The sequence below is a fragment of the Nocardioides sp. Z40_12 genome, from assembly GCF_058215795.1.
On record NZ_JBZAJA010000010.1, the window covers coordinates 74,138 to 100,241 of the forward strand.

At 67.7% G+C, this 26,104-nt stretch carries 24 protein-coding genes; 11 read left to right on the forward strand and 13 right to left on the reverse strand.

Annotation, left to right across the window (positions count from 1 at the left end; translation table 11 throughout):
• Positions 1 to 51 precede the first annotated feature (51 nt).
• Positions 52 to 1,695 carry an FAD-binding protein gene (locus AC4BG9_RS17295; protein ID WP_490572362.1) on the forward strand — a complete coding sequence of 548 codons (1,644 nt, stop codon included), beginning with the start codon at positions 52 to 54 and terminating at the stop codon, positions 1,693 to 1,695.
• 413 nt (positions 1,696 to 2,108) lie between these two features.
• Here the strand turns inward: AC4BG9_RS17295 and AC4BG9_RS17300 are convergent, their stop codons facing one another.
• The 11 genes from AC4BG9_RS17300 to AC4BG9_RS17350 form a co-directional block, all read right to left on the reverse strand.
• On the reverse strand, positions 2,109 to 2,753 hold the full coding sequence (locus tag AC4BG9_RS17300; RefSeq protein WP_490572363.1) for a response regulator: 645 nt from the start codon (positions 2,751 to 2,753) through the stop codon (positions 2,109 to 2,111).
• Positions 2,750 to 3,904: a sensor histidine kinase gene (locus AC4BG9_RS17305; protein ID WP_490572364.1), complete on the reverse strand. Its 1,155-nt coding sequence runs from the start codon at positions 3,902 to 3,904 to the stop codon at positions 2,750 to 2,752. The genes AC4BG9_RS17300 and AC4BG9_RS17305 overlap by 4 nt, the downstream gene beginning before the upstream one ends.
• 24 nt (positions 3,905 to 3,928) lie before the next feature.
• Positions 3,929 to 6,043, reverse strand: coding sequence for an MMPL family transporter (locus tag AC4BG9_RS17310; RefSeq protein WP_490572388.1), 2,115 nt, complete (start codon positions 6,041 to 6,043; stop codon positions 3,929 to 3,931).
• 443 nt (positions 6,044 to 6,486) lie between these two features.
• Positions 6,487 to 7,545, reverse strand: a complete 1,059-nt coding sequence (locus AC4BG9_RS17315) for a FlgD immunoglobulin-like domain containing protein (RefSeq protein ID WP_490572365.1) — start codon at positions 7,543 to 7,545, stop codon at positions 6,487 to 6,489.
• Positions 7,546 to 7,963: 418 nt separating this feature from the next.
• A complete protein-coding gene (locus tag AC4BG9_RS17320) occupies positions 7,964 to 9,853 on the reverse strand; it encodes a hypothetical protein (RefSeq protein WP_490572366.1) in 1,890 nt (629 codons plus the stop codon).
• A 299-nt stretch (positions 9,854 to 10,152) separates the two neighbouring features.
• Entirely contained in the window at positions 10,153 to 11,322 is a 1,170-nt protein-coding gene (locus tag AC4BG9_RS17325) for an alpha/beta fold hydrolase (RefSeq protein ID WP_490572367.1), read from the reverse strand.
• Positions 11,323 to 12,395: 1,073 nt separating this feature from the next.
• The gene (locus AC4BG9_RS17330; RefSeq protein WP_490572368.1) at positions 12,396 to 13,055 is read right to left on the reverse strand and encodes a glutaminase; all 660 of its coding nucleotides are present in this window, start codon (positions 13,053 to 13,055) and stop codon (positions 12,396 to 12,398) included.
• Positions 13,056 to 13,161: 106 nt separating this feature from the next.
• Positions 13,162 to 13,314: a hypothetical protein gene (locus tag AC4BG9_RS17335; protein WP_490572369.1), complete on the reverse strand. Its 153-nt coding sequence runs from the start codon at positions 13,312 to 13,314 to the stop codon at positions 13,162 to 13,164.
• Positions 13,315 to 13,331: 17 nt separating this feature from the next.
• Positions 13,332 to 14,300, reverse strand: a complete 969-nt coding sequence (locus AC4BG9_RS17340) for a protein kinase domain-containing protein (RefSeq protein WP_490572370.1) — start codon at positions 14,298 to 14,300, stop codon at positions 13,332 to 13,334.
• Entirely contained in the window at positions 14,297 to 15,016 is a 720-nt protein-coding gene (locus AC4BG9_RS17345; RefSeq protein ID WP_490572371.1) for an ABC transporter permease, read from the reverse strand. Before AC4BG9_RS17345 ends, AC4BG9_RS17340 begins: the two co-directional genes overlap by 4 nt.
• Before the next feature lie 59 nt (positions 15,017 to 15,075).
• On the reverse strand, positions 15,076 to 15,954 hold the full coding sequence (locus tag AC4BG9_RS17350; protein WP_490572372.1) for an ABC transporter ATP-binding protein: 879 nt from the start codon (positions 15,952 to 15,954) through the stop codon (positions 15,076 to 15,078).
• Positions 15,955 to 16,205: 251 nt separating this feature from the next.
• Here AC4BG9_RS17350 and AC4BG9_RS17355 point away from each other — a divergent pair, with 251 nt between their 5' ends.
• The 6 genes from AC4BG9_RS17355 (at position 16,206) to AC4BG9_RS17380 (ending at position 21,730) form a co-directional block, all read left to right on the forward strand.
• Positions 16,206 to 18,938 carry an ATP-binding protein gene (locus AC4BG9_RS17355; protein ID WP_490572373.1) on the forward strand — a complete coding sequence of 911 codons (2,733 nt, stop codon included), beginning with the start codon at positions 16,206 to 16,208 and terminating at the stop codon, positions 18,936 to 18,938.
• Between the two features lie 101 nt (positions 18,939 to 19,039).
• On the forward strand, positions 19,040 to 19,357 hold the full coding sequence (locus AC4BG9_RS17360) for a GNAT family N-acetyltransferase (protein ID WP_490572374.1): 318 nt from the start codon (positions 19,040 to 19,042) through the stop codon (positions 19,355 to 19,357).
• A gap of 2 nt (positions 19,358 to 19,359) precedes the next feature.
• Positions 19,360 to 19,593: a (4Fe-4S)-binding protein gene (locus tag AC4BG9_RS17365; RefSeq protein ID WP_490572375.1), complete on the forward strand. Its 234-nt coding sequence runs from the start codon at positions 19,360 to 19,362 to the stop codon at positions 19,591 to 19,593.
• 498 nt (positions 19,594 to 20,091) lie between these two features.
• Complete coding sequence (locus AC4BG9_RS17370) at positions 20,092 to 20,934, forward strand: alpha/beta fold hydrolase (RefSeq protein ID WP_490572376.1); 843 nt, start codon at positions 20,092 to 20,094, stop codon at positions 20,932 to 20,934.
• Positions 20,935 to 21,068: 134 nt separating this feature from the next.
• The gene (locus AC4BG9_RS17375) at positions 21,069 to 21,299 is read left to right on the forward strand and encodes a hypothetical protein (protein ID WP_490572389.1); all 231 of its coding nucleotides are present in this window, start codon (positions 21,069 to 21,071) and stop codon (positions 21,297 to 21,299) included.
• A gap of 224 nt (positions 21,300 to 21,523) precedes the next feature.
• A complete protein-coding gene (locus AC4BG9_RS17380) occupies positions 21,524 to 21,730 on the forward strand; it encodes a hypothetical protein (RefSeq protein ID WP_490572377.1) in 207 nt (68 codons plus the stop codon).
• 147 nt (positions 21,731 to 21,877) lie between these two features.
• Here the strand turns inward: AC4BG9_RS17380 and AC4BG9_RS17385 are convergent, their stop codons facing one another.
• Both AC4BG9_RS17385 and AC4BG9_RS17390 read right to left on the reverse strand, forming a co-directional pair.
• Positions 21,878 to 23,359: a sensor histidine kinase gene (locus AC4BG9_RS17385; protein WP_490572378.1), complete on the reverse strand. Its 1,482-nt coding sequence runs from the start codon at positions 23,357 to 23,359 to the stop codon at positions 21,878 to 21,880.
• 473 nt (positions 23,360 to 23,832) lie between these two features.
• Positions 23,833 to 24,165 (reverse strand): hypothetical protein, encoded by a 333-nt coding sequence (locus tag AC4BG9_RS17390; protein WP_490572379.1) that lies wholly within the window; start codon positions 24,163 to 24,165, stop codon positions 23,833 to 23,835.
• A 66-nt stretch (positions 24,166 to 24,231) separates the two neighbouring features.
• Here AC4BG9_RS17390 and AC4BG9_RS17395 point away from each other — a divergent pair, with 66 nt between their 5' ends.
• The 4 genes from AC4BG9_RS17395 to AC4BG9_RS17410 all read left to right on the forward strand — a co-directional run bounded on the left by AC4BG9_RS17395 (position 24,232) and on the right by AC4BG9_RS17410 (position 25,961).
• Entirely contained in the window at positions 24,232 to 24,516 is a 285-nt protein-coding gene (locus tag AC4BG9_RS17395; protein ID WP_490572380.1) for a hypothetical protein, read from the forward strand.
• Entirely contained in the window at positions 24,510 to 24,809 is a 300-nt protein-coding gene (locus tag AC4BG9_RS17400; RefSeq protein WP_490572381.1) for a hypothetical protein, read from the forward strand. Before AC4BG9_RS17395 ends, AC4BG9_RS17400 begins: the two co-directional genes overlap by 7 nt.
• 346 nt (positions 24,810 to 25,155) lie before the next feature.
• A complete protein-coding gene (locus tag AC4BG9_RS17405) occupies positions 25,156 to 25,437 on the forward strand; it encodes a hypothetical protein (RefSeq protein WP_490572382.1) in 282 nt (93 codons plus the stop codon).
• A complete protein-coding gene (locus AC4BG9_RS17410) occupies positions 25,434 to 25,961 on the forward strand; it encodes a hypothetical protein (RefSeq protein WP_490572383.1) in 528 nt (175 codons plus the stop codon). Before AC4BG9_RS17405 ends, AC4BG9_RS17410 begins: the two co-directional genes overlap by 4 nt.
• Positions 25,962 to 26,104 lie beyond the last annotated feature (143 nt).

Here is a 26,104-nt window from a genome sequence, read left to right on the forward strand (position 1 = left end):
CAACCCGAAACCCTGCCATGTGGTAAGTATTGCTCGACAAAGGAGTGTGAGATGGTTAACAAGTCATTCGACCTGGTGGTCGTGGGGACCGGAACCGGGATGCTGGCCGCGTTGGCGGCGGCCGAAACAGGCATGTCGGTCCTGCTCGTGGAGAAGTCGGAGTACGTGGGCGGCTCGACTGCCCTGTCGGGCGGTGGCTTCTGGGTGCCGTGCAACCCCATGCTGGCCGAGGCTGGAGCGCCGGACTCGATGTCCCAAGCGACCGAGTACCTGGCTGCTGTGACGGGCGGGGAAGCGCCCGAGGCGCGCTGGAAGTCGTTCCTGTCTCATGGCGCCGAGGCAGTCAATGCCCTGCGGCGCCTGACCCCGCTGAAGTTCGGTCACATGGCCGACTACGCCGACTACTTCCCGGAGCTCCCCGGAGGGTCGGCGGTCGGGCGGGCCATGGAGCCGAAGCCCTTCAACGCCCGCAAGCTGGGTGCCGACCGTGACAAGTTGCGTCCACCCGCGCTGGAAGCGCCGTTCCCGATGCCGGTGACCGGTAGCAGCTACAAGTGGCTCAACCTGGTCGCCCGGACTCCGCGCGGCATCGTCGTCGCGGCGCGCCTGCTGGGTATGGGCGTGGGCGGTCTGGCGATCGGCCGCGAGTACATCGCCGGTGGTGGCGCGTTGGCCGCTGGGTTGTACGCCGGGGTTCGGGCCCGGAACATCCCGGTGTGGCTCGACTCGCCATTGAAGGAATTGCTCGTCGAGGACGATCGCGTCGTCGGGGTGGTGGTGCACCGTGACGGCAAGGACATCAGCGTCCGGGCGAAGCACGGCGTGGTTCTCGCGGCGGGCGGTTTCGACCGCAATGAGGCGATGCGTCACACCTACCAGTCGGAGAAGCTCGACACAGACTGGGCGTTGGGCAACCCGGCGAACACCGGTGACGCGATCACCATCGCCGCCCAGGCGGTCGGCGCGGACCTGGCCTTCATGGAGGAATCCTGGTGGTTCCCGGCAGTGCCGATCCCCGGGCCCATGCCCGGCACGCTGCTGGCCGAGCGTTCACTGCCCGGCCAGATCATCGTCAACCAGGCTGGTGAGCGCTTCATGAATGAGGCCGTCAACTACATGTCGGCCGGCAAGGAGATGCTTCGTGAGGACCTTCCGGTGTGGATGGTCTTCGACCAGCGCTACCGCAACCGGTACGTGTTCGGCGGGTCGATCTTCCCGCGCCAGTCCTTCCCGCAAGAGTGGTACGACGCCGGCGTGGTCAAGAAGGCCGACTCGTTGGAGAAGTTGGCCGCAGAGCTGGGCATGGCGGCGCTGCCGCAAAGCGTCCAACGCTTCAACACCTTGTGCGCTTCCGGGCACGATGACGATTTCGGCCGCGGCGACAGCGCCTATGACCGCTACTACGGCGACCCCGCCGTCAAACCGAATCCGTGCCTGGGCCCGATCGACCAAGGCCCGTTCTACGCGGTCAAGGTAGTCCCCGGCGACCTCGGCACCTGCGGCGGCGTGAAGGCCGACGAGTTCGCCCGCGCCCTGCGCACAGACGGATCGGTCATCGAGGGCCTGTATGCGACAGGCAACGCAGCCGGCAACGCCTTCGGCCGGGTCTACCCCGGACCGGGTGCGACGATCGCCCAAGGTCTGGTCTTCGGCTACATCGCCGCCAACCACGCCGCTGGGCGGCTCTCGGACTGACGTCTACGTCGCCGCCGCTGTTCAGCTCGCGAGTTGCACAGCGGCGGTGAACCGGTGGCGCCGCTCGGAGAGGAGAGGCTGGGATGACGTAGTTCGGCTGAGCGCACGTCCCAGACGACAGCGAGCACTTCGCAGCGCCGCTGTCCCGACCTGAGATGGTCGATGCCCACCCACCTGCAAAGAGCACGACCTTGAAGTTGTCGATCGTCGACCTCGGGACCGTCGCGCCCGGTACCTCCGAGAGCGACGTCTTGGCTGACTCTGCGGTCCCGGCTACTTCAGGCGGCGTGTGGCAAGGGCGAGGCGCCAGTGGTGACTGGACCGGAAGGGACTTCTTCTGGAGGCGCTTGCTGAGAGGCCGCCGACTGACGTCTCTGTCTCGTCGTCGAGCGGGGTCATGCTGGGCGAAGCGCCTAGGGGAGCCCTGCTTCGTACGCCGCGATCACGAGATGGACCCGGTCGCGAGCGCCCATCTTCGCGAGGATGCGGCCCACGTGAGTCTTGGCGGTCAGCGGGCTGACGACCAGCTCGTCCGCGATCTCCTGGTTGCTTCGGCCCGCGGCGACCAGCCGGAGCACCTCGCGTTCGCGCGTCGTCAGGCTGGCCAGCCGCTCGGGCGCCGGCGCGTCCGGGCGACTCAGCGCACGGGTGATGACCGCCCTGGTCGCGCCGGGCGACAGCAGCGCCTCGCCCGCCGCGACGGTGCGGACGGCGTCCAGCAGCGCGTCTGGACGGGTGTCCTTCGGCAGGAATCCACATGCCCCCGCGCGAAGGCTGCGCAGTACGTTGGTGTCTGTCTCGAAGGTGGTCAGGATCAGCACCTTGCTGCCGCTCGATCCATCGTCAGCGAAGATCTGCCGGGTCGCCTCGATGCCGTCGGTGCTCGGCATCCTGATGTCCATCAAGACGACGTCGGGGCGCAGGTCCAGGGTCAGTGTCACCGCCTCGTCGCCGGTGCCGGCCTCCCCGACAACCTCCATGTCATCAGCGGAGTTGACCAGCAGCGCGAACGCGCCGCGCACCAGAGTCTGGTCGTCGGCGAGCAGGACCCGGATCACGACGGCACCCGCCAGATCTCCGGCAGCGGCAGGGTGGCCCGTACCTCGAATCCTCCGGACTCGCCAGGCCCGGCGGACAGCTCGCCGCCGACGGCGTGCGCCCGGCCTGTCATCCCGACGATCCCGAAGCCGGCCGATGCCACGGTCGAGTCCGGTCGCGCGGGCCCGTGATCGACGACCGCGATCCGCAGCCGGTGGCCGTCCTGGTTGAGTCGGACGGTCGCGTGCTTGGCCGTGGAGTGTCGAATGACATTGGTCAGCGACTCCTGGATGATCCGATAGGCCACCACGGACACCGTCGACGGTAGCTCGTCCGGCAGCCCGGCAGCCTCCACGTCGACCCGGACACCAGCCGCCTCGGCCATGTCCACCAGACGCTGCAGCTCGCCGAGCTGGGGCACTGGCTCGGTGGGCTCGGCCTCGCCGCCGTGCAGGATGTCCAGAATGGCACGCAGCTCATGGAGCGTGGCTCGGCTCGTGTCCGACAGGTTGTGCAGTGTGCTGGACAGCTCCCGCAGCGGCGCATCGGCCCGCCTCGGCAGCTGGTCGATCAGGTGCGCAGCGACTGACGCCTGGACGTTGGCGACCGCGAGACCGTGTGCCAGGACGTCGTGCAGCTCGGCGGCGATCAGTACCCGTTCTTCGGCTACCCGCCGCTCGACCTCGTCGGCACGCTCCTGTTCGAGCCGCGCGGCGACGGAGGCCTTCCAGGCCTGATGGAAGCGGACCGCGAGCCCGGCGAAGAACGCCATGAGCAGCCAGCCGACGCCGAGGAGAGCATCGCCAGGTGCCCCTGACGCCTCGTCGGCGACGACGGGCACGGTCACCGCACCCACCGCCACCAGGGCGGCGACGGCCCGCCGCTGTGGCTCGCTGTAGCGCGCGGCCGTGAACGCCGCCACAAGTGAGGCCGGCATCGTGGCCTCATGGGGATAGTCGAGGAGGTGGTAGGGCGTCGACACGGCGAGGACCGCGAGCACGACGGGGATCGGCCAGCGCCGGCGGGCAAGCAACGGCGCCGACATGGCGCCCAGGAGCGCGATCGCCCGCAGATCCACGCTTCGCTCGCCGTCGAAATCGACCGCCTCGAGCGTGATCGCGAGGCCGACCCCGAGCACGAACGACCCCGCCGCCAGCAGCCAATCGGCCACTGACGGACGGAGCGCCGTCATCGTTCACACACGGTCATCGACACTGTCCTCACTCGTCCGCGAGAGCTTGCTGGGCCACCAGATCCTCGAACCCAGCGACATCGTGAGTGCGGGAACCACGATGGACCGCACCACCAAGGTGTCGATGAGCACGCCGACGGCGACCAGTATCCCAATCTCGACGAGCATGACGAGGGGCAGCGAGGCGAGCACCGCGAACGTCGCCGCCAGCACGACGCCGGCCGAGGTGATCACGCCACCTGTCACTGCGAGGCCACGCTTCGTGCCCTCGACAGTGCCGTGCCGGACGGCTTCCTCACGCACCCGGGTCATCAAGAAGATGTTGTAGTCGACACCGAGCGCGACCAGGAAGAGGAACCCGATCAGGGGGACCGACGACTCCAACCCGCCGAATCCGAGCACCTGGTCAAACAACAGGGTGCACAGTCCGAGGGCTCCGAAGTACGACACCACGACGGTGGCGACCAGCACCAGCGGAGCCACGATCGCCCGCAGCAGCAGCCCGAGGATGGCGAGCACCACCAGCAGGATCAGCGGCATCACCAGATTGCGGTCGGTCTTGTTGGTCTCGGCCTCGTCGAGCTTCTCGGCACTCGGACCGCCGACCAGCGCGGCCTCACCGGCGACCTTGCGCACGTTCTCCCGCAGTTGCTTGATCGTTGCCGTCTCACCCGCGCTCTCTGGAGAGTCGACCGGGAGCACGGAGATCTCCACCCAGTCGTCGCTGGCCCGGCCGATCTCGGCTTGGGCGACCCCCGGCGTCCCTTCGACGGCGGCCAGGACCTTGCGGCTCTGGTCCGGCCGACTCATCACGGTGAGCGGCTGACCGCTCTCGTCGGGGTAGCGCGCCTCGATCAGCTTCGCCCCGGTCACCGAGTCCGGTGTCGAACGGGCGAACTGGTCCAGCTGCGGAAGCGAGCCGCTGGCACCCACGGTGCCCAGCGCCAGACCGCCCAGGATCGCCAGCGGAACCGCCCAACTGACGACGCGGCGGCGCGCGACCAGCTCGCCGAGTCGAGCCCACCCAGAACGGGGTTTGTGGGCCTCACCCCCGAGTCGCGGAACGAACGGCCAGAAGACGCGGCGCCCGAGCACCACCAGCAGGGCCGGGAAAAGCGTCAGCATGACCAGCAGCGCCGCCCCGATGCCCGCCGCACCCACCGGGCCGAGACTGCTGATGCTGTTCAGATCCGCGGCCAACAGGCACAACAAGCCGGCGACCACCGTCGCCGCCGAAGCGAGGATCGCCGGGCCAGCGCCACGCAGCGCCGGCAGCATCGCGTCGATCGGCCGTTCGTGACGGTGCAGCTCCTCGCGGTAGCGGGACACGAGAAGCAAGGCATAGTCGGTGCCCGCGCCGAAGACCAGCACGATCAGCAGCGCTGAGCTCATGCTCGTGATGGTGAAGTCGAAGATCTGGGTGAGTATGTAAACGGTCCCCATCGACGTGATCGCCGCGACCCCGACCGAGGCGAGAGGGACCAGCCACAGCAGCGGACTGCGGTACGTGAGGATCAGCAGGAGCGCCACCACCACGGCAGTAGCGAGCATCAACGTCGCGTCGACGGCATCAAAGACCTCATCCATGTCGGCCCCCAGCGCGGTCGGACCGGTGACATATGCGTTCAGGCCACTCGGCCGGTCGTCGAGGAGGGCACGCGCATCCGCGGTGGCGCCAGCCTCCTCGGCGACCGCATCACGGTCGAGCGGAAGCGCGTACATCAGGGCCGTGCCGTCGTCGGAGTCGACGATCTCGGGCAGTGCGTCGGGGTCGTTGCCGAATCGCTCCGCGAGCTCGGACTGGCCGCGTTCGACCGCCTCGCGATCGCCCGGCTGGAGGCCGCCCGGCCGCTCATAAACGACCATGAGCAGGCCGTTCTCGCCGCCGGGCAGGCCGGCCTCGGCCTGGAGCACCTTGGTCGACTGGGCGCTGGCCGGCAAATAGTCGGCCTGCCCGTCGCGGGTCACCGAGTCGAGTTTGCCGGCGAGTGAGTAGCCGCTCACCAGCAACCCGATCCACACGGCCACCACGAGCCAGGGCAGCAGGGTCTTGGTCTGTGATCTCTTCGGTCTCTTGTCGGCACCGGTGTGGTCGGGCGCCGCTAGTTCAGTGGTCATGGCGATCACGCTGCCAACCAGGCGGCGCTGACGCGTCTGACCACGGCAGACACTTCGCCGTACTCCGCGTGGAGTACGGCGGACGTCGGGGGCGGGCGGTGTCGCAGTACGCCGGCTCGGATCGCTCAGGCCTCCAGACGTTGGCGCGCGCTCTACCGGACGCCGCTGCCCAATGGCGAACGCTGCCACCCGACGCCCGTGCCAACGGCAGACCGCGCTGCGGATCCTGAACACCTGACCCGCCGCGCCAACGTCAATCGAGGCACGCCGAACGCACGTCACTTGCCCGAATCGGGCCGAGATGTTTGCGGGCGACGCCTATGGACGCGATTTGAGCGTGATCCTGCACGTTGCCCAAGTTATGCAGCAGCTCGACGCAGGGCCGATGACACCCAAGGCCACAGGGTCGAGTGGAGCCCGCCTTATACCTCAGTCACCCGATGTTAGCGAAGTTTGTAATACGTGTAGTGGATCCTGAAGTTCTTGATGTCGTACGAGTGCCCAAATCCAGTCGAGACGGCCCAGCGAACCCGTCCGCTGGCCGAGATGAATTTGGCGCCGACAGTCGGGCCGATGTGGGTCTTCACAGCCGAACCCAGGACGGGGCCAGTGGACGAAATCTCGCCATCGGCGGTGCCGTACATGAGCATCGCGACGTCATTTCGGGTAGAAACTGCCTGGCCGCCGTAGGTGTTGATCCGCATGGAGCCATATTTGACGGCGCGCGGAAGTTTTGCCGAGTGGACGAGTCCCGCGGTGTCGTAGTTCCCATCATAGATCCCGCAACCATCGACGTCGCTTAGGTAGCCGACGGAACCGGCCCACCTGTGCACGCCGGGGGAAATGACCGCTGAGCACTGGCCCACGTTCTTCGCGACAAAACTCCGTGCCGGAGTGACCGTGGTGCTTCCTGAGTGTTTGACGAGTTTCTTGTCCGACACCTTTACCTTGATTTTTCTGGTAACGGACCGGCTGCCCGCGCGATCTTCCATGGCAACGCGGAAATGATAAGTCCCACTGGGAACTGGTTTCCCTTTTCGGTTCGTACCGTCCCATTCGAAATGCACGTCGCCAGCAGCGATGTCTTCAACTGACGCGGAACTGACGCTCTTGTCAGACGAGTTGGTGATCAGGATCCACATGGCCGAGAGGGGTTCACTAGTGCGGACCGTTAGAGTGGTCTGGTCCTGATACCCATCCCTGGCGGGAAAGAAGAGTGGCGGCGATAACTCGGCGGTGACAGTCGGAGCGAATCCGGAATTTGTGTGCGCGGCAGCGTTTGTCGCCGGAAAGATTGGGCTAGCACACGCGACTGTGGCAGCCGCGAGAGCGGATGCCACCACACGGCGCACCAGATTGCTCGTCAAACTGATCTCCTCAAGGCCTCGGATTAGGTGATTGGGTCGCGCGCAGGTTGGCGACATCGCCCATCCCATGCGGGGGTGACACGTACCGCAAGGCCTGAGGCTCGCTTGGGCGTGGGACCGGTGCTCGGCTGGCATAGGCTGACCCGTCGGAACCAACGGTAGGCGACCTGCGTGAGTGCCGTCTCGAATATGGTGCAAGACGGCTTTGTGCCCACGCGGAATCCGGCTACGAGCGGCTTCCCCTCGTCGGTGGGGGATGGTCTACTGCATCAAGCCTCTAGAGACGAACCCGGGTGTCGCGGAGTATCTGGACCCGGGACTTGACCCACGGCCACGACATCGTCGCGGAACTCCTTGGGATACGGCTTCGGCATGGTGCACATCCTTGCTTGCGAGGCGGGAACCTCACAGGTCAGGTGTCAACCAAACTCGGGGCAGACCCCACTTCACACCTCGTTCGACACACTGCCCGAAATGGCGGCGGTTAGGGCCCCGGACGTGCCACGACCGTGGATGAGCACCTTTCCGGCGCCATCCACGGTCGTGGGTCGACTCAGGAACCAAGCACGGTCGGCCAGGAACCCGACACGTAGGTCGCCGAGACCGGCGAGCCAGGAGTCAGCCGGACGCCGGTGTCACCAATCTTCCACCCGGTAGACGCGTGTACCTCCTGCAGCGCGCCATCCCGGTTGACGTAGACCCGTGCCCAGCCGCCGTCCATGTACGCAGCTGCGATGGGCGAGCCCGCCCCGATCTGGATGCCGGTGTAACCGCTATGCCACCCCGCACCACTCGCCGACACCTCATACAACGCGCCGTTGATGTTGGCGTAGACGCGGCCCCATCCTCCCCCTACGTAGGCCGCTGAAATGGGCGACCCGGACCCCAGCTGGATGCCGGTATAGCCGCTCTGCCACCCGGCAGCGCTGGCTGAAGCCTCATAGAGGGCGCCATTGACATTCGCGTACACGCGGCCCCAGCCTCCCCCCACGTATGTCGCTGCGATGGGGGAATCATCCCCGATCCGCAAGCCAGTGTCGTCCATGTGCCAGCCATCCGCATCTGCGTAGACCTCGTGCAGAGCCCCACGGATGTTGGCGTACACGCGCCCCCAGCCACCACCTAAGTACGTCGCGGAGATTGGAGAGCCGGCTCCCAGATAGACCCCTGTGGCCAGTCGCTGCCAGCGGCCTTGGTCGTCGCGGTGCGCCTCGTAGAGGTATCCTGCGTCGTTGATGTACGCGCGCTCACTCCCGTCCACATTTGCCATCGCGATACGACCTTCGCCAGACCCGACAACGCCGGTGTTGCTCGCGGCCCATCCATCGCTGGTAGAGCTGACCTGAACGAGAGGGGGCGACTGCGGCTCGGGCGCCGGCAGGGTACCGCCTGATCCCGGTACCGGTGGGCACCTATCGGTGTTCTCGGACATGCCATGTCTAGCGGTCCACTTCGGGGGGGCGGTGACGTTCTTGCCGACCGAATAGGCGGCGCGCGCCGTCAGGACTTTGCTGCCCCCGAAGAGTTCATCGGCATATCGACACCACTCGACCCCGTTCGAGCCGACCTCGCCCTCCCTGACCACCGGGTGCCACCACTCGCTTGAGGACTGGAGGCTCCCCTGGTAATCATTGCTGTAGGTGCCTCCGACTGTTATCGGGGGAATCCCGAGCTCCACGTCAACTGAGGAGCTATAGCCCACCGTTGTCGTCTTGTCTGCCCTACCCGCAATGCTTTCCTCCGGCGTGTTCGCTTCGAACTGTGTCGGAGACAACGTCGTATCATCCCGGTCCGCTTCGATCCACATGCGGTTGTATCCGTGCCCACGGGCTTCGACGCCCCCGGTCATCTTGTAGGTCAGACGGTAGTAGTCGCGGCGCGGACTGCTGTCGTTTGGGCGCCAGTTGTCCGCCTTGGTAGCGATCCACCATCCCTGGCGGACCCAGGGCCCGGTCTTGTACTGCCAGTTGCTCGAGTTGTAGTACTCCCAAGCTCCCTTGGGTGGGGTCGCGAAGCCCGCGTCGCCACCTGCGGCTGGGTCCATGGAGGGTGACAGGACCGTAATCTCCTCACCGGCAGAGTTCTCACCCTTGACGCCTTCGACGGTCACGTCGGCGCTGACGACCAGAGTGGACTCGTCTGTGCCGAAGACCGCGAACGGCTCGGAGTGCACCTCAATACCGTTCTCAGCAGCCTCCGCGAGTGCCTCCGCGCCCTCCTCGCTTCGGGTGATTTCTAAGGCCGCGACTTCGACGTCGCTGAGCTCTTCCTCCTGCGAGATGATCGTCATGTCGACCGGGGGTTCTCCCTCGAGCAGGGAGCTCGCAGTCGAAGCAGCCAGCTGGCCGGCGCCCATGCTCGCTGCAGGGACCGTTGGAACGCTCATTGCGGCGGCGGTCAGGACGATCGTTGTGCCCCAACCCATTAGTCTCTTGCTCTTCATTCCGGGTGCCCTCCCTCAAGCCGGAGGCCGTGCTTGCCGTGGCCAGAGCGCCTCGCCAGATCGCACTCCCCCCGGCGACCTTGCGCGACTCAGTCGAATCGCACGCGTTGACACTAGCGAAAATGCGCACCGTCCTAGGGCGCGTCCCAGGTGCGGTGGCTAGACGCAATCGAGGGCATACTCCCGAAGCGCGAGAGCGTCACCCAGGAAGGGGACGTTCACCAGTCGAGGTGGCCAATCGGGTCTGTGCCCATCGGCTTGTCCACGACTTGGAAACGCTCGGCCGTGCGTCCTTGCGGTCAGGCTTGAGGGCAGGACAGCCGGCCGGTCGATAGGAATTCGCGCTCACTCCGAGTCACGGCACGCGACCACGCGCCTGTATGACCGGGCGTGGAGGTCCGACACAAAGTGACGTGTTTGGGCCACTCTCGAGCCTGCGTCAGGCCCCAGGGCGTCAGGGGATCCAACGTGGAAGCGACGATCATTACCGACGGGGAGCCGGCAGCCCCGGGCCGCGTCGTGCCGGAACGCCCCAGAGTGCCGCGTCCGACGCATGGGGCCAGGTCGGTGCTGAACGTCTCGGCCAGGGGATTGGCCGTGCCGAACCGCTCGAGGGTGTCCGGAAACTTAATATCGTTGCACAAAGTCTCTTGGTACACGGCACGGTCCACGCCAAAGTAGCCAGGAAGGCCTAGGGACCACAATGGCGCCCCGTCCCCCTCCAGTGCGGAGTCGAGCGCCGCCAGATAAGTCTGCGTCAATCTCGGGGAACGAAGCACTGCGATGGTTGCCAAGTCCAATGCGGTCCCGGTCAGGCGCTGTTGCCCAGATCCCACCGATGCCGGTTCCTGCATCACGGCGTTGTGCACCGCTGTGTATCCGCCGCTCACGTTGAGCAGTTCTTGGACGGCCTCGGAGCAGTCGTGCGTGCTACAGACGGAAGCGATTCGCGCCCAACTGCGCGCGAGAGCTTCTGAGACCTCGGACAACCGCATTTCCCAAGGCGCATCCGCCACCATCGGCCCGTCCAGCACGGCCCGCCTGACTCGGCCCGGATGCTTCTCGAGATACGCCTCCGCGATCAGAGTCCCGTAGGAATAGGTCAGGAGATCCAGGTTCCGGAGTCCAAGTGCTGACCTCACAGCTTCGAGTTCGTGCGCGGACGCAACGGCCGAGGCTTCGTAGGGCAGCGATCGAACACTCTGGGCGCATTCCTGGACGACTGTCTCGACCTGAGTAAGCCAGAGGCGGCGGTCGATTCCGAAAGTGACCCCTTCGGGACCACATGCCCGCTGTTCCGTGGCTGAGGTGACGCCGTTCCAGGTGAGGACTACCGTGCGGTCAAAGTCGACGCTTGGCAGCACCTTCTGAAGCTGGTCAACCGGGGAGATCCCGGGTCCTCCGGGATGCATCACGGTAACCGTCTCTTTGTCGAGACGGAGGGTCCGGCGGCCGGCCAGAATTCGCACGGGCCAATGATGGTTCGTGCCGTCGGCGTCCGTCGCCTCGACCTTGCCGCAGAACAGGTAACGTCCAGCGGGGAGGCCGTCCGGCGGCCCGCTGCCGCGTTGCGCCTGCCCCGGGCTCTGACATAGTTGCATTGGGCTCGACATCCGAGAGTCAGTGAAGCGCGGGATGCGCGCTAAGAATCGCTGCTGATCAACCGCATCTTCGGACGCGGGGCTGCGGTCGGTCTCGGAGCCGGGGGTTCCTGGTGTGCACGCGCTCGCAAGGACCGCGCAAGCCGCGGTCACAGCCAGCCCGACGGCGACACGTCGACCCAGGTAGCCGATCGCACTTCTCATTCGAAGCAGCCCGGCTTGGCGAAGTTGGTACACCTGCCGTTGGTCGACCGCGCTGCTTCCATTGTCATTCCTCTCCGTCGGCTCGCGTCTGTGCGACAGAGACGCGAGAACAACGAGTCCGTCGACCGCTGGCATCCGCGCAGCACTCGGGCACATTAACTGGGTTGCCCGCACAACTCCGATCGCGTCCACCGTGGGCAGGGTCGGCGCCTGGGGCTGAAGTCAGTGTATGGACGTTTGGATTCGTCCCCGCGTCGGCATTCCCAGACCCTGGTCAAGTCCCGGGGGACTGCTGCAACATCCGGTGACAGCATGACCCAGCGGAGCGCTGACCTGATCTGGTCGACCAGTCTAGCGTGCACATCCCCTATTTGACTTTGGCGGGCGACACCGAGCCCCGCGATTCAAGCGTGAAACTGCACACTGCCGATGCTGGGCCGCATCAGTACGGCCGCTGCTTGGGGTGCGGGCGGACCCGGGGAGGGAGCCCGTTCAACGAGGCACCGGCGAAGGCATGGCGACCCTGGGACGCGGAGCACGACGTTTCCCGGCTCGACGGTCATAGGCGGGAGAAAGACGAGCGCCCGGTGGCGAGCTCATTGCGGGAGAGCCGACACCAGGCGGTTGCTCTTATGACGTCTCCGTGAGCCCTCCGCTCGGGCCAAGGGCAGTCGATGCCCGCCGGATTTTTTGCGCGAAGGCACCCAAGGTGTGGCCTGCGCCATTTCCCTCGAGACTCAGACGCCGGTGCAGAGGAAGGCCGGGTCGCCGATCACGGGCCACGCTTCGACAGCGTCGCGCCCGGTGGTACCGCCGGGTGTGGTGTCGAAGAGTTGGATGCCGAAGCGGTAGGGCTGTGCAAGCGGGACGTTGACTGGCACGTCCATGCCTGGTGTCAGGGCCGGGGACTCGTAGACGACGGTGTCTTCGGCCGTGAGTCTGATGAGGCCGGAGGAACCATCATGCGAGATGTCGGCAATTCCAATGACGCCTCTGAAGGTCTTGCAGTGCCGGCCCGGGGTGAACTCGCACGCGACTCCGGCGGCGTTCGCATCTGATGAGTCGAACTGCCCACTTCTAGTACTCCTCGCCACGGTAGCCCTCCGTATGGCGCAGACGCTCGACCCGGCCCCCGCATCGACAGCTCGCGAGGTCGCGCGTGGTGACCAGCAGGGAGCACTGCCGGGTGTAGCCCTCGCGACAGCGGTCGGGTCCTCAGTTGGGACGTCGTGGCTGCGGAACACGCAATCCACCCGCTCGGGCGGGTCCAGCGACGCAGGACCGACGAGCGAGTGCGTGGTGATCGCGCCCGCGTTGATCACCGGGTTCCGCAGGCGGCCCGAGCCGTCCTCGAGGTAGATCTCGTTGAAGGCCTCCCCGGAGAGCTCGACGCCCACCTTGGCCAGGACGGCGTCGAACCCTCGGGTCTGCCAGGGCCGGGGCGTAGGTGAAGGGCTTGGAGATCGACTGGATGGTGAACGCGACGTTGGTGTCGCCCGCGCCCTAGACCCTGCCGTCGACGGTGGCGAAGACGGCGGCGAGCCGCTCGGGGTCGGCCGCGGCGAGCTCAGGGACGTAGTCCGCGGTTGCGCCGGAGACGCCCGGCGCGACGTGGTCGACCGCCTCGGCGAGGTAGTGGGGGATGGGTGATCGCACGCGTCTCTCCTCCGTGGTCAGCAGGCCGTGCTCGTGACGGTGTCCGGGCCGCGCTGGATCGTGCCGCCCCTGGTCGCGCGCAGCAGGGCCACCCGGAACGAGCGCGCGTCCTGGAACCGGTCGTCGCGCTCCTTGGCGAGCGCCCGGGCGAGGACGGCGTCGAGGGCGGCGACACCGGTGTCCACGCTCGCGGGCTCCTCGTGAACGTGCTGGTAGGCGACGGAGACGGGGTCGTCCCCGACGAAGGGAGGCCTCCCGCTCAGCAGGTGGTAGAGCAGGCAGCCCGCGGAGTACAGGTCGCTACGGGGGTCGGCTGTCTCCCCACGCACCTGCTCGGGCGCCAGGTAGGACGGCGTGCCGAGGAGCTCCCCGGGCAGGGTGAGGGTCGCCGCGAGGTCGTGGCTGCTCCGGGCGACGCCGAAGTCCACGACCTTGACCGCGCCCTGGTGCGTCACCATCACGTTGGCGGGCTTGATGTCGCGATGCACGACGCCGGCCCGGTGGCTGGCCTCGAGGGCGGACAGGACCCCCAGCTGGTAGTCGAGCGTCTCGGCGAGCGTCGGCCGGCCGCGCTCGAGGACGTCGCGCAGGGACCGGCCGGTGATGAGCTCCATGACGATGAACGGGAGTCGCACCCGGGCCCCAGACGGGTCTGTCGCGTGCTCGTACCCGGCGTCGTGGACGGCCACGATCTCTGGGTGCCGCAGGCCGGTCACCGCCTCCGCCTCCCGCCTGAACCTGGAGTGGAACCGGGGGTCGGTCGCCAGGTTCTTGTGCAGCACCTTGATCGCGACGGGTCGGCCGGTGCGCAGGTCGCGACCCCGGTGCACCACCGCGGTGGCGCCGAAACCGATGAACTCCCCAACCTCGTAGCGCTGTAGGAGGACGCGACGCGTGCCCATCAAGGTCTCCACCGAGCGGGTGGCGGCGGTCCCGTGGCGGCCGCTGGGCCCGGGCGGGCGCCGTCCGGCCCTCGGACCGTTCATCGCCGCGGCTCCCACCGGAAGAGCCGGCCGGCCAGCGCGACGGCGAGGGCGACCCAGGCCAGGGTGGGCACCAGCAGAGACAGCGACTCGGCGAGCGGGACGCCGCCGTCCCACGCGTTGACGATGAGCTCCGTTGCTGAGCCGCCGGGCAGGAGCCGCTTGACGTAGGCGAGCTCCTCGGTCCCGCTGATCCCGACCCAGCTGGCCACCGCGATCACCGCGAGGCTGACCGGCAGGGTGGTGACCTGGGCGTGCTCAGGAGAGTTCGTGAGGCCCGCGGTCGCCAGCGCCAGGGCGACCATCATGGCGGTGGTCGCCAGGACCGCCAGCACCAGGAGCCCGATCGCGTCGGGGCGGCTGGAGACCTCCCCGAAGACCGCGAGGATCGCGGTCACCTGGACGAGCGAGACGACGACGACGGGGAGGACCAGCCCGGCGAGGATGCTCGGGTCGCTGGCCGCCGTCGAGCGCAGCCGCTTGAGGAAGAGGTCTTTGCGGCGGGCGGCCAGGGTGGTCACCGCCGTGGTGTAGAGCCCGAAGGCCAGCACGGTGAACATCACGATGGCAGCGACGTAGCCGGTGCTGCCGAGGTCGGAGAAGGTCTCGTGCTGGCGGATGAAGTAGGCGCCGACGGCGACCGGGATGACCAGGCCGGTGACCAGGACCAGGCGGTTCCGGAACATCTGCAACAGCTCACTGCGAGCGATCTCGAGCATGGTGGTGAATCCCTTCGAGGTGGTGACGGAGGTGGGCGGGTGGGTCTGGGATGGTCGCCTCAGTGGCTGTCGAGGGCGCGGAAGACGTCGTCGAGGTGGGTCGGGCCCGCCGTGAGGTCCAGCAGCTCCACCCCCGAGTCGTGCGCCCAGCCCAGCAGCCGGTGGAGGTCGCGCTGCAGGCTGAAGGTCTCGACGTGGAAGCCTCCATTGAGCGCGCCGACGATCGGCGGCTCCGGCGCCCCGGGCGGGAGCGAGAAGCTGATCACCGCGGGCAGGGTCCGGGTGAGCTCGGCGACGGTGCCTTCTTGGCGCAGCGTGCCTGCGTGCATGAGGCCGATCCGGTCGGCGCGCTGCTGCGCCTCCTCCAGGTAGTGCGTGGTGAGCACGACCGTGGTGCCCGTGTCGCGTAGCCGGTCCACAGCAGCCCACAGGGAGTCGCGTGACTGGATGTCCAGGCCGGTGGTCGGCTCGTCGAGGACCACTAGGTCCGGGCCGCCGTACACGGCGGTGGCGAAGTCGAGGCGACGCTTCTCGCCGCCGGAGAGCTGAGCGACCCGGGTGGACTCCTTGTGGGCCAGCCCGGCGACGTTGAGGACCCTGCCGATGTCGTCCCGCCGTCCGCTGAGCGCCCCGACCAGACCCACCGACTCCCGCACCGTGAGGTCGGGGGAGAAGCCGCTCTCCTGCAGCATGATTCCCATTCGCGGGCGGACCGCGTGGCGGTCCTGGGGGCTCGCGCCGAAGATCCGCACGGTGCCGGAGGCGGGGGACCGGTGGCCCTCCACGACCTCCAGCGTCGAGGTCTTCCCGGCCCCGTTGGTTCCCAGCAGCGCATAGAGCTCCCCGCGCTGCACTTGGAAGGAGAGGTCGCGCACGGCCGTGAAGTTGCCGTAGGTGACGCTCAGGTGCTCGACGTCGATGACGGGGGAGGTGGTCATGGTGTTCCTTTCGTGGACACGGGGGTGCCTCCTTCGGCCCTGAGGCCGGGAGGCCGGGCAACCCGACTGGTCGTCGGTCCGTCGCCGTGTCCTCAGGCTCGCCCGACCGGCGCCCTCGTCGCGTCGGTGACTTGCACCGATGTCCCTACGGGTCGTGCCCGTGACGCAGCGGGCGCACTTGCGAGGGCTTCGTGCATCCGTGACACTCAGCTACCGGTGCGGCTCGGAGGGGAGCGATTGCCTTGGACCTCGTGGGTCGGCTCGCTGAGCGCGCGGCCATGGATGAGCTGATTGCGCGAGCCCGCGCCGGGCACAGCGGGGTTCTCGTGGTGCGCGGCGAGGCCGGCATCGGCAAGACGGCCCTGCTGGACCAGGCAGGCGCCGCGGCCTCCTCCTCGGGGTTCGCGGTGGGCTCCTCGACGGGGGTCGAGGCCGAGAGCCAGTTCGCGTACGCCGGCCTGCACCAGCTTTGCGGTCCGCTGCTCGGCCGACTCGGTGCCCTGCCAGAGCCGCAGCAGGCAGCCCTGGGCGTGGCGTTCGGCAGCCGCACCGGACCCGCCCCCGACCGCTTCCTGGTGGGGTTGGCTACCCTCAACCTGCTGGCCGAGGTGGCGGAGGAGGCGCCGCTGCTGTGCGTCGTCGACGACACACAGTGGCTGGACGAGGCGTCGGCCCAGGTGCTGGCGTTCGTCGCGCGAAGGCTGTCGGCCGAGCGGGTGGCTCTCGTCCTCGCGCTCCGCGACGCCGGCCCGGGTGACGAGCATCCGTTCAGCGGGCTGCCGGAGCTGCACCTCGAGGGGCTCAGCGAGGTCGACGCCGAGACGCTGCTGGGCTCGGCCGTCGCCACTCCCCTCGACGACGCCGTGCGCGCGCGGATCGCGGCCGAGGCACGCGGCAACCCCCTGGCCCTGCTCGAGCTGCCCCGAGGAGCATCGCCGGCACACCTCGCCGGAGGGTTCGGCCGGCCGGACGTGCTCAGCGTGCCCCACCGGATCGAGGAGGGCTTCCGACGCCGCACGGCCAGCCTCCCGGGCGAGACCCGGCTGCTGCTCCTCGTCGCCGCGGCCGACCCGACCGGCGACCCCGGCGTGCTGTGGCGCGCGACCTCCCACCTTGGCATCCCCCGCGAGGCGGCGGTCGCCGCCGAGTCCAGCGGGCTCGTCGAGCTGGGCACGCGGGTGCGCTTTCGGCACCCGTTGGTCCGGTCGGCGGTCTACCAGGCGGCCACCGCACCGGACCGGCGTCGGGCCCACGCTGCCCTGGCCGTCGCCACCGAGCCGCGCGACAACCCGGACCGCCGAGCCTGGCACCGAGGGCAGGCCGTCCTGGGAACAGACGAGGAGGCTGCCGCCGAGCTGGAGCGCTCGGCTGACCGGGCCCGAGACCGGGGCGGCGTGGCGGCCGCGGCCGCGTTCCTGCAACGCGCTGCCGAGCTGACCCCCGAGCCCGCCGTCCGGGCGAGACGGTCGCTGGATGCGGCCCACCTCAAGCACGAGGCCGGTGCCCCCGAGAGCGCCCGGGCGCTGCTAGTCGTCGCCGAGGCCGGACCCCTCGACACGCTGCAGGCAGCTCGAATCACCCTGCTCAGGGCGCAGGTCGCCTTCCACACCACCCGGGGCGGCGAGGTGCCGGAGCTGCTAGTGGAGGCAGCCCAGCGCCTGTCCGACCTCGACGCGGGTTTGTCCCGCGAGACCTACCTGCACGCGCTGGACGCGGCGCTGGTGAGTGGCGGCTCCGACCGTGGCGTGCTCGAGGTCGCGGAGGCTGCACGGATGGCCCCCGCGCCTCCGGGGCCGCCGCAACCCCCGGACCTGCTGCTGGACGGGCTCGTGAAGACCTTGACGTCCGGGTTCGCGGTGGGTGCCCCCGCACTGCGACACGCCCTGACGGCGTTCCGCGACACGCTCACGGACCCCGAGCAGGCCCAGTACAGCCAACGATGGCTTCGGCTGGCCTGCCGCAACGCGCTGGCCGTCTTCGACGACGATCTGTTGCACGTCCTAGCCAGCCACAACGTCCAGGTCGCTCGGGATGCCGGCGCGCTGGCGACGCTGCCCGACGCGTTGCGTTTCCTGTCCCTGACGGCGGTGCTGACCGGCGAGCTCGCCGCAGCGGAAGGGCTCGCCACCGAGGCGTCGGCGTTGACCCGGGCCACCGGTGGGGTGCAGGTGCAGCACGCCCACCTCGTCCTCAGCGCCTGGCGGGGGGACCAGGCGAGGACCACGGAGCTCAGGGACGTCATCGCGCAGGACGCTGCGCATCCGGACGGAGGCACGGAGGCGTCCTTGGCGCAGTACGCCTTGGCAGTGCTCCACAACGGGCTCGGGAACTACGCAGCCGCACAGGGGGCGGCGGCGCGAGCGTGCGAGTCCCCCGAGCTGTCGCTCAGCAACCTGGCGCACGCCGAGCTCGTCGAGTCCGCCGCCCGCGCCGGTCAGACGGAGCGTGCCGCGGAGGCGGCCGCCCAGGTCTGTTCCCGGGCCCAGGCCAGCGGTACACCCTGGGCACTCGGGATGGCGGCGCGCTCGGAGGCACTGGTCAGTGGCGCAGGTGCGGCGGAAGAGCAGTTCGTGGAGGCGGTCGCGCAGCTCGGTCGCAGCCGGATGGGCGGCTTCCTCGCCCGCACCCATCTCGTCTACGGGGAGTGGCTGCGCCGCGAAGGTCGGCGCCGCGATGCCCGGGAGCAGCTGCGCACCGCCCACCGGCTCCTCAGCGACATGGGTGCGGAGGCGTTCGCGGCCCGTGCGGCCCGTGAGCTCCGGGCCACGGGCGAGCACCCACGCGCTCGGACCACCCAGCCGGTCGACGAGCTCACCGCCCAGGAGCTCCACGTCGCCCGGCTGGTGGCCTCCGGTGCCACCTCCCGCGAGGTGGCGGGGCAGCTGTTCCTGAGCCCTCGCACGATCGAAGCCCACCTGCGCAACATCTTCCGCAAGCTCGAGATCACCTCCCGCCGGCAGCTCAGGGAGCTGCCGCTCTCCTGACGGGTCGAAATAGGCAGTTCTCCCTGACGCGAGGGAGCCGCCCGCGGCACGAGCATGGAGCCACACCGCAGGAAGCATCGAGACCAGGAGGACCCACCGCGATGGCCCACGAGATCACGGTCACCAGGAACCCCGACCGGAACCGCTACGAAGCCACCTTCGCCGGGGAGAGCACGGTCGCCGGCTTCGTCGACTACCAGGAGACCCACGAGCTGGTCGCCCTGACCCACACGGAGGTCGATGCGGCCTTCGAGGGGCGCGGGGTCGCGAACGCGCTTGCCCGCGCAACGCTCGACGACGTGCGGGAGCGACGCCTCAAGGCACTCGTCACCTGCCCCTTCATCGTCGGCTGGCTTCGCGGTCACCCCGAGTACCGCGACCTGCTCTACAACGCGGCGCCGTCCGCGGGAGGGCGCTGATCGTGGCGCGCAGGACCTACACCGGCCCCCTCGTCGACGTCTCCTTCGACCGGGACGCGTGTCGGCACGCCGCCGAGTGCGTGCGCGGGATGCCGAGCGTGTTCAACCCCGCCGCACGACCCTGGATCGACCCCGGCAGGGCTGACACCGAGGAGACCGTCCACACCCTGGCAGAGGTGATCGCGCGTTGCCCGACGGCCGCCCTGCGCCTGGAGGAGCACATCGAGCGCGGATGACAATTGTTGGTCTGCGCAGGGGATCGGACGGCGCTACTGAAGACCTGTGTTCGACTTTGTGGTCCGTGGTGTCGCGTCCGTCGGAGACCACCACCGTCTCGGGGGCGACGGACGTGGGCTCATGCGAACTGCGGGGCTCGGAACGAGAGCCCTTTAGTGGCGGGGGCTGGCACCGGAGGTCACCGTAGAGCGGCCAGGCCCACGCGCAGGATTCGTCACTGTGCAGCCTTCGCCCGCACCTGCCCAGGCTGGGCATCCACGCTCGGCGCCGTCCTGGCGAAAGCACTCGCCAAGGCTCGTAGCGATCGGTTCCCGGACGCGCGCTCGTTCACCGAGGCGGCCCCTGGCTGCGGCGATCGACGGCGTCCACCACGACCACGCTGACCCGCGAGCACCGTCGACAGCCTCACGCACAGAGCCGGCGCCAGGGGTGGCCATGCAGGCAGGTCACCGCTGACTACGACAGACGCAGCAAATCAACAAGGAAAGGAACGAATCATGGGATTCATCACCGTCGGTGAAGAGAACACCACACCGATCGAGCTCTACTACGAGGACCAAGGCGCGGGTCAGCCGGTTGTCCTTATCCACGGGTATCCGCTCGACGGCCACAGCTGGGAGCGGCAGACTCGCGAGCTCCTCGCCGCGGGGTACCGCGTCATCACTTATGACCGCCGCGGCTTCGGCCGGTCATCGAAGGTCAGCACCGGGTACGACTACGACACCTTCGCCGCCGACCTGAGCACCGTGCTGGAGGCCCTAGACCTCCGCGACACCGTGCTGATTGGCTTCTCCATGGGCACCGGCGAACTTGCGCGCTACGTCTCGCGCTACGGCCACGAGCGGGTCGCGAAGCTCGCGTTCCTCGCCTCCCTGGAGCCCTTCCTCCTCGCCCGCGACGACAACCTTGGGGGGGTCCCACAGAGTGTGTTCGAAGGCATCGAGGCAGCGGCGAGGGGTGATCGCTACGCCTGGTTCGACCAGTTCTTCTCCGACTTCTACAACCTCGAGGAGAACCTCGGCGATCGAATCGGCCAGAAGGTCGTCGCCGGCAGTTGGAACGTCGCCGTCTCCAGCGCCCCCGTCGCGGCCTACGCCGTGGTCTCGTCGTGGATCGAGGACTTCCGCGACGACGTCGAGGCGGTCCGTGCCAGCGGCAAGCCGGCCCTGATCCTGCACGGCACGGCCGACAACATCCTGCCGATCGACGCCACCGCACGACGGTTCCGCCCGCTTCTCCCCGACGCCGAATACGTCGAGATCGAAGGCGCACCGCATGGGCTGCTCTGGACCCATGCCGAGGAGGTCAACAGCGCGCTGCGCGCCTTCCTGGCTGACTGAAGCGTCCCGGCATGTCCGGAGTCTCCGGACATGTGGGGCGGTTTAGTCAACCTGAACGGCTTGGCAACAGCGTGTTCTTCATGCCCGACCGCTGGAAGGCCGACATTCGGATGGGGCGCGGACGAGACCGAGTCATGCTCGTGGGCGGGGCTCGTGGCAGTCGATTCGACGGTGGCCGCGGCGCAGATGTTCTCCGGCACGATGGCGGCCTTGGCGCGTTGATCTACGGAAGGGTTGGCAACGACCGCCTCGTTGGTGCCGACGGAAATGACGTGCTGCTCGGCGGTCCAGGGCACGACGTGGCTAACGGCGGCGACGGATACGACCGTTGCAGGGCCGAGAGTCGCCGCGATTGCGAGTTCTAGCAGCGAGAGGGACTGCTGCATTATCGGGTGACAGCATGACCCAGCGGAGCGCTGACTTGATGCGGTCAACCGGTCCAGCGTGCACATCCCCTAATTGACTTTGGCGGGCGACGTCTTTGTACGTGGTTTGAGCGTGGACCTGCACGTTGCCCGTGTTGGACGGCAGCTCCGACGCAGGTCTGATGACACCTATCTGAAGGAGACCCGGGGGACCCTCGGAGTGCTTGGCTGGCTTCGGCATAAGCGCCGTCCAGCGCTACCGCGGCCGTGACCAGGGCGCCGATGATCTCTGCTCGTTGCTCGGCCCTCGCGTCGGGAAGGTCGCCGAGTTCGGCCTCGAATGGCGCATCACCGAAAGTTTGGCGGATACGTCGGTTCTCGGCGGGGAGACGCTGAAGATCGTCTCTGAAGACGAATCCGTGAACTACTGAAGCCACCTCTACCTGTCCCAACGGGTCAAGGGTCGAGTGGGCCTCGAAGATCACGTATAGCCGGGTCATGCCATCGGAGTCGGCCGGCTGTCGGCAAGCACGGGCCGCAAATACAGCGCGATGGCGCAAGTTCGAGGGAGGTCTGCCTTATACAGTCGGCTGAGGCAATGTGACCCTGAAAGTGCTGCCCTGTCCGACTACGCTGTCCAGCGCTACGGCACCGTCGTGTGCGGCCACGATGGAGCTGACGATGTTGAGGCCCAAGCCGGTGCCTGGTAAGTGCCTTTTGAGCGCCTCCTCGCCGCGGAAGAATCGGTCGAAGACGAGTTCGACCTCCTCTTGGGCTATGCCGATGCCGGTGTCGCTGACTTCCACTTCGATCGCGGTCGCACTCTGCGTGAGAACGACGCTCACCTGACCGCCCGGGTGGGTGTACTTGATGGCGTTAGAGAGCAGGTTGTCCAGCACCTGGCGGATGCGCTCTCTGTCGACCACGGCGGTGACGCTTCTGGGAACGTTGATCCCGACAACCACGCCATACTTCTCGGCCATAGGACGCGTCGCCTCGACGGCTTCATGCACTAGCGCGGCTAGATCCACTGCCGTGCGCTGCAGCGGAAGCCTGCCCTCGCCGGCCTGTCCTACCTGAAGCAGATCGGACAGCAGCGCTCGCAAACGGCTGGCGTTGCGCTCGACGATCCGCAGCTGGGCAATCACATGAGGAGGCAGTTCCTCGTCCTCGCCCAGCATCTCAAGATAGCCAAGCATCGCGGTCATCGGCGTGCGCAGCTCGTGAGACACCGACGACACGAACTCGTCCTGGATCTGTCTGGCGCGCATCAGATCGGTGATCTCCTGGTAGGCGAGTGCCGAGCCCAACTGCTCTCCTGAGGGACCACGCACCTGGCGAGCAGACACGGAGAAGGCCGCGCGGGTGCGTGGATCATCGCCCACCCAGTAGGTGTAGTCGTCGAACTCCTCCCCCTGGACGGCACGGTAGGACGGCATGTCCTCCTTGGACATCCGTGTCTTGCCGTCCAGGAAGTACACATCACCGAGCTGCCCCGCATATCCGTCGTGGCCGTTGGGGAAAGGCAGGCTCATCGTCTCCCGGTGACGGCGGTTCATCCGCTCGTAGCGGCCGTCGCTGCCGATCAGCAGCAACCCCACGCTCACCGTCTCGAAGATCGCCGCGAGGGTCTGGTGCTCGTGCGCGACCTCCGCCCTGGCTGCCTCAACCCGCTCCTCGTGCTCGTGCTGCTTCGTCACGTCGACGATCTGCGATATGAAGTGGAGCGGACGGCCGTCGCGGGCCCGCACCAGAGCCACCGAGAGATCGCCCCAGACGATGCGATCGTCAGCATGTAGGTAGCGCTTTTGCAGCCGATAGGAGTCGAGCTCCCCGGCCAACGCCCGACCGAACAGCTCGAGGTCGGCCTCGAGATCCTCGGCATGTGTGAGCTCTTGAAAACCTCGCTTGCGCAACACGGCGGCGTCGTACCCGAGCATGTTGCACAGGGCCCGGTTCACCATCAGCAGGCGACCGTCGAGTCCCACTATGGTCATGCCGACGGGCGAGTGCTCCAATGTCAGACGCCATAGTTCGGCGCTGTCCCAAGCCTCCTCCACCTGACACCCCCACGCCCAAAGCGGTCAAGAACCACCGTAGATGATCCGGACGGGGCATCGGTAGGACGACGACGGCCGGTCTTCGACGACCTTAGAACCTCAGCAAGCGCCGCAGCGTAATGTCCGGTCGGAGACACAAGCTCGGGCGGCGTGCTCTCATGTACCCGCATGTGTGGTGCTCGGTTCACGTGTCCTCCCCGGATCGGGGCCACATGCGCTCGACACTAAGCACTAGGCCGAACGCCATGGCTATGAAGGTAGTGACCCCGGTAGCCCACCAGTCCGGCGCTGGGGGGGCAAGTTGCCCTCCCACTGGCCGCCGCGCGCATCGGCAGCGGCGGCGCGGCGGATGGCCGACGGTGTCGAGATGCAGAAAAGATCGGCAATCCCATGCGGGCTACTTCGACGAAGGGGTCTGCGCCCGATCTTGGTGGGACGCTCGTCCGCTCGACCTCTTGCGCGTACTGCGCACGTCACCCAGCGGCGAGCACCCCCCAGGCGACGGTGATCTCCGACATCGAGGAGTCACCCGTCGTCAGACGCTCGAAGGTGCCGGCACGGAAGTCCCAGGCGACGAGGTGCCGCTGCTCCTCGCCGAGCTCCATGGTGCGGAAGTCCATCGGGCCGCCGAGCAGCAGCCCGGCCTCCTCGTCGAGGAAGCCCAGGGCGGTGAGGTAGCCGTTGTCGCTGTAGACCGAGCTGCGGTCCCGGATCGGGGCGTAGCCGACCACCGCGCCGGTGGCCGCCTCCACCACCATCGGTCCACCGTCCCCGGGCAGCCCGTTGCCGCCGCCTGTCATCGCCATCAGCCCGCGAGGTCAGGGGTCGATGAGGGCCTCCCGCCGCCATCGAGACGAAGATAGGTTCCGGACATGGGATGGTTGAACCGCAAGCAGCCCCGCGACGCCAACGCCCTGTACGCGGCGCTGTCGCACGGGACCTACGAAGAGTTTGAGGCTGCCTACCAGCCGGAGTATGTGAACTACACCGGAGCTTCGGACACGAGCCTGCTCACCATGGCGCTCACCCATGGGGACCCGAAGACCCGCGTGGCGATCTCGAACCGGCTTCTTGACGACGGTGCCGACGTCACCTACCTCTCCACGCGCTGGTGGACGGAAGAGTCCACGACTTCGAGGCGGAAGCTCCCGTGCTGAAACGGATGCTGGACATGGGAGCCGACGTCAACAAGGTAGATCCGCGGGACGGGACGCCGCTGGAGACAGCGGCAGCCGTGTTCAAGTTCACCGACCAGGACCTCAGGCCCTACTACGACGTGTTCCTCAGCCACCCGGATATCGACCTGCTGCAGACCGGTGCGGACGGTCGACCGGTGCTCATGAACCTGCGCATGTGGTACGCCAAACGTGGTGACTTGGTCGAGCGGTGTGAAGCACTGCTCACCGAACGGGGGATCCCGGTGCCCCCGCCATCTAACGAAGCACCGTAGTGCCCGCCACCACCCATCCTTGTGGAGGTACCGCCACATGACGCGCGACACGATCGAGTTCATCCCCGGACGGTGATTCCCGGAGTGGCAGCCGGGGTGACGTCCTGGGCGGCGTCGTAGGCCGTGACCGGCAGCATCTCGGTCTCGGTGTCGGAGGTGGACGGGGACTGGGTCTGCGCGGGGCGTGTGGGTTGCCCAGTTCTCGCACGTCCACACGTTCCGTGTCTTAGGCGTCATGGCCCACTCCTATGCTCGCCATCGCTGACCGGCGGCACACGCCGTGAAAGAGCGGCTGTGTGACGCCTCGCGCAACCGTTTTCACGGCGACTCGGAGTACGGTGCCCCTATGAGTGACGACCTGGAGCAGGTTCTCTCGCGCGCTGCGATGATCTTCGAGGGCGAGGCGATGAAGCACTGGATGACGGGCCCGAACCGCTACCTGGGCGGACGCCCGATCGACGTTTGGTGCCAGATGCCGAAAACCCCGTACCGGACCGGCGCTCAGGGATGGTCGCGCTGCTACATCCTGAAGGACGACAACTCCTACGGTGGCGGCGAACTCGGAGCCTTCTACCGGGCTGAGCGCATGCTGGGAGGCGACCCGTTCCAGGTCGGTTTCAGGTCGTGATGTTCCACACCGTTGTCGTCGAGAACCACATGCTCGTCTTCGGCGACAACCACCATGTGTGGGCCATGGACTTCACCGACTTCGACAACCTGTCAGTCGCCTCGGCCGTCGGAGGGATCACCATCACCACCGGTGTGCGAGGCGGGCCCGTTCGGGTTGCCGTCACCACGGAACTCCCGGCCGAGGCTGACGACTGGCCGGAGCACCGGTCGGTGGTCGTGGATATCGCCGAACGGTGGCTCACGGTGACGGACATGGGCAACGACATGGGCGACCCGTCGTTCGTGCCCGTCACGCCAGGCGCGCACCGTGTGGACGTCTTCGCGCGCGGCCGCGCCTACATCGACGCCTACGCCGAAGAAGGGATCCCTACCGAGCAGATGGAGCACTACCTGCTCGTCGTCCGCCCTACCACGGAGACACCCGAGGTTTCGGTGGAGGCCCCTGAAGAAGTCGGGGGGCCGGTGTCAGCGCGGCTAGGGGGCGAGCCGATCCCACGCGGCTACCAGATCGTCGGGGAGTAGTCCGCCAGTGCTTGGGGCCGCCGTCACGCAATGTGGCGGCGGCCTCTCGCGCCTGTTCTAGTTGATGTCCACGAACCTCCTCCCGTCTTGGGCGTAAGGGCGGGCCGCGGCTGTCTCGGCGCTTATTGGAGCAGGACGCATGC